This is a genomic window from Streptomyces odonnellii, assembly GCF_000981895.1.
Taxonomy (GTDB): Bacteria; Actinomycetota; Actinomycetes; order Streptomycetales; family Streptomycetaceae; genus Streptomyces; species Streptomyces odonnellii.
On sequence record NZ_LATD01000563.1, the window covers coordinates 1 to 3,096 of the forward strand.

General features: G+C 71.1%; 4 protein-coding genes. 3 read left to right on the plus strand and 1 reads right to left on the minus strand.

The annotated features are described in order from the left end of the window. The first annotated feature begins 51 nt into the window (after positions 1-51). Both WH07_RS35050 and WH07_RS35055 read left to right on the plus strand, forming a co-directional pair. Entirely contained in the window at positions 52-591 is a 540-nt protein-coding gene (locus WH07_RS35050; protein ID WP_079023814.1) for a CGNR zinc finger domain-containing protein, read from the plus strand. Positions 592-759: 168 nt separating this feature from the next. Then, positions 760-1,368: a Uma2 family endonuclease gene (locus WH07_RS35055; RefSeq protein ID WP_046509148.1), complete on the plus strand. Its 609-nt coding sequence runs from the start codon at positions 760-762 to the stop codon at positions 1,366-1,368. Positions 1,369-1,403: 35 nt separating this feature from the next. Here WH07_RS35055 and WH07_RS35060 read toward each other — a convergent pair whose 3' ends face one another. Continuing rightward, complete coding sequence (locus WH07_RS35060) at positions 1,404-2,009, minus strand: TetR/AcrR family transcriptional regulator (RefSeq protein WP_046509150.1); 606 nt, start codon at positions 2,007-2,009, stop codon at positions 1,404-1,406. Positions 2,010-2,070: 61 nt separating this feature from the next. Between WH07_RS35060 and WH07_RS35065 the strand changes: the two genes are divergently transcribed. Then, positions 2,071-3,087 carry an SDR family NAD(P)-dependent oxidoreductase gene (locus tag WH07_RS35065; RefSeq protein WP_046509151.1) on the plus strand — a complete coding sequence of 339 codons (1,017 nt, stop codon included), beginning with the start codon at positions 2,071-2,073 and terminating at the stop codon, positions 3,085-3,087. Positions 3,088-3,096 lie beyond the last annotated feature (9 nt).

Below are 3,096 nucleotides of genomic sequence, written 5' to 3' on the forward strand. Positions count from 1 at the left end.
CCCCCGCACCCAGCCCCGAAGGCCCCGCACCCGAAGCCCTCGACCACCGCCCTGCGAACCGCCGCCCTCATCAACGCCCTCGCCAGCCACGAAAGCCCAACAGCCGACGCGGCCGATGCGGTCAACGCGGCCGATGCGATCCGCGCCGTCACCGAAGTCCTGCGCGAGCACGGCGAAGCCGAGCCCATCGAACTCTCCGTCCAGGACATCGCCGACATGCGCGCCGTCGCGCTGAAGCTCCGCGAGGTCTTCGCCGCCGAGGACGTCGTCTCCGCCGCCGCCTCGCTCAACCGCCTGCTGCGCCTGAGCCCCGGCCCCCTCCGTCTCACCTCGCACGACGGTCTGACCACCTGGCACCCGCACCTGGACAGCACGGACGACGCGCCGTGGGCCGAGTGGCTGCTCGCCTCGTCGTGCCTCGCACTGACCGTTCTCGTCTGGGACCGGCAGCACCCGCCCGGCGGAATCTGCGCGTCGGCCGGTTGCCGGAACGTATATGTCACCCAGGGCAGCGGCCTCCCCCGCCGCTACTGCTCCCGCCGCTGCGCCACCCGAGAACGAGTAGCCGCCCACCGCCGAGCCCGCGCCTGACCCTGCCCGGCCCTTAACCATGAGCAGTCAACTTGTCACACAGAGTGCCCGCGTTCTAGTGTCCCCGGCAGAACGAAGCGCCATTCGATTCGAAGGGACTCGCGTATGACGGTTCAGGCCGTCCGCCGACACGAAACCGAGGCACCATGTGGGGGAGGAGGCGACACCATGACCCCCAGCGCCAGCCCCAGCTTCAACTCCAGCCCCGGCATCGAGGTGCGGCCGCAGATGTCCATCGAGGACTTCGAAGAGCTCGCCCGCAAGGCCCCCGAGACCGTGCGGCTCGAATTCATCAACGGAAAGCTTGAGGTCAAACCCGTGCCCGACGGCGATCACGGAGCCATCGTCATGTGGTTGCTGGAGCGCTGCCTTCAGCAGCGTTCCGATCTGCGCCTGTATCCGGAACAAGGACTGCTCATTGACGCCTACCGCGCCGGTCGTGCCCGCCCGGACGGAGCGCTGACGCCTCGCAACCACTTCGTCGGTCAGGGCGAGTGGGCCAGCCCTGACGGCGTACTGATGACCGTCGAGGTCACCTCCCACGACTACGACACGAACCGTCGAGACCGCATCGACAAACGCGACGGCTACGCAGCGGCCGGCATCCCCGTCTATCTCCTCATCGACCGGGACGCCCAGGAACTGCTGGTGTACAGCGAGCCGCGAGGCGGTGGGTACGAGAGCCGCGCCCTGTACGCGTACGGCTCGGCCGTGAAGCTCCCCGACCCCGTGGGCATCACACTGGAGACCGAGGAGCTCAAGGACTACACCCACTGACGCCAACCGCCCGGTTCACCGCGGTACAGCCCGCATCACCGCGGCCGCAAGCCCGCCAGCAACGTCTCGACCGCACCGGACACCAGCTCCCCGAAGGGCTTTGCACCGTCCGCCCCGGCGGCCATTCCGGTGGACGCGAGCACCGCGAGCCCCTGCAACAGCGCCAGCACCGTCATATCGGCCCGCCCCGACGCATCGGGGTCGATGTCCCCCCGCGCCCGCGCCTCCGCGAGCAGCCGTACGGGCGCGGCGAACGCCCTGTCGTTGGCCTCCCGCAACCGGTCGCCGCGCGAACCCTCCTTCGAGCCGTGCATCAGCCGGAGCAGCTCCCGGTGCTCGACGGCGAACTCCACATACACCAGCGCGAAGAGCACCAACCGCTCGGCGAAATCGCCCCCGGCGTCGTTCAGCGCCGCGTCGAGCCTGCGGCCGAGCCGCTCGTACCCCACCTCGGCGAGGGCGTCGAGCAGCGCCCGCTTGTCGGGGAAGTGCCGGCGCGGCGCGGCATGGCTGACGCCGGCCTCGCGGGCGAGTTCCCGCAGGGAGAGGCCGTCGGCGCCGTGTTCGGCGAGGGTACGTTCCGCCTGCCGCAGCAGCGCGGTGCGGAGGTCGCCATGGTGGTACGGCCGGGGTGCGGTCACCCGGCCACCCTATCCAGATGTTTCCATTGACTACAATGTATCCAGTGACTACTTTGCAGCCATGACCAGCTCACACCCCACCCTCCGACCCGCCGCCCCCTGGACGCTCGCCGATCTGCCGCCCCAGACCGGCCGTACCGTGATCATCACCGGCGCGGGCAGCGGTATCGGCCTGGAGACCGCCCGGGCGCTCGTGTCCGCGGGGGCGCATGTCGTCATGGCCGTACGGAATGCCGAGCGCACCCGCGAGGCAGCCGCAAGCATGACCTCCACCGACGCGGCCACCGGCACCGGCACGGCTACCGACGCGGCCAACGTCCCGGCCACCGACGCGGGCACCGGCGCCGCCCCGCAGCACGGCCGCCCGGCCGGCACCGTCGAAATCCGCACCCTCGACCTCGCCGACCTCGCCTCCGTCCGCGGCTTCGCCGCCTCCTGGGACCGCCCGGTCGACATCCTGATCAACAACGCGGGCGTGGCCAACGTCCCGCCCGGCCGTACCGCCGACGGCTTCGAGACCCACTTCGGCACCAACCACCTGGGCCACTTCGCGCTGACGAACCTGCTGCTCCCCCGGATCACCGACCGCGTGGTCACCATCGCGTCCAACGCCCACAAGAACGCCGCGCTCGACCTGGACGACCCGAACTGGCGGCGCCGCCCCTACCGCGCCTCCGCCGCCTACGGACAGTCGAAGCTCGCCAACCTGCTCTTCACCCTCGAACTACAGCGCCGCCTGACAGAGGCCGGCTCCCCGCTGCTCGCTGTCGCCGCCCACCCGGGCGCGGCGACCACCGGTCTGAACCGCCATCTGGGCCCGTTCATGACCCTGGTCGCCAAAGCCGTCGGCCGTCTGGCCATGCAGGACGCCCCGGCCGGCGCCCTCCCGACCCTCTTCGCGGCCACCCAGCACCTCGAAGGCGCCGCCTACATCGGCCCCGACGGCCGGGGCGAACTCCGCGGCCACCCCACCCGGGTCGGCCGCACCCCCACCGCCCAGGACCCGTCCCTGGCCCGCCAGTTGTGGAACCTCTCCGAGGACCTCACCTCAACGGCCTTCCCCCGCCCCGGAAACTGACTCCTCGCC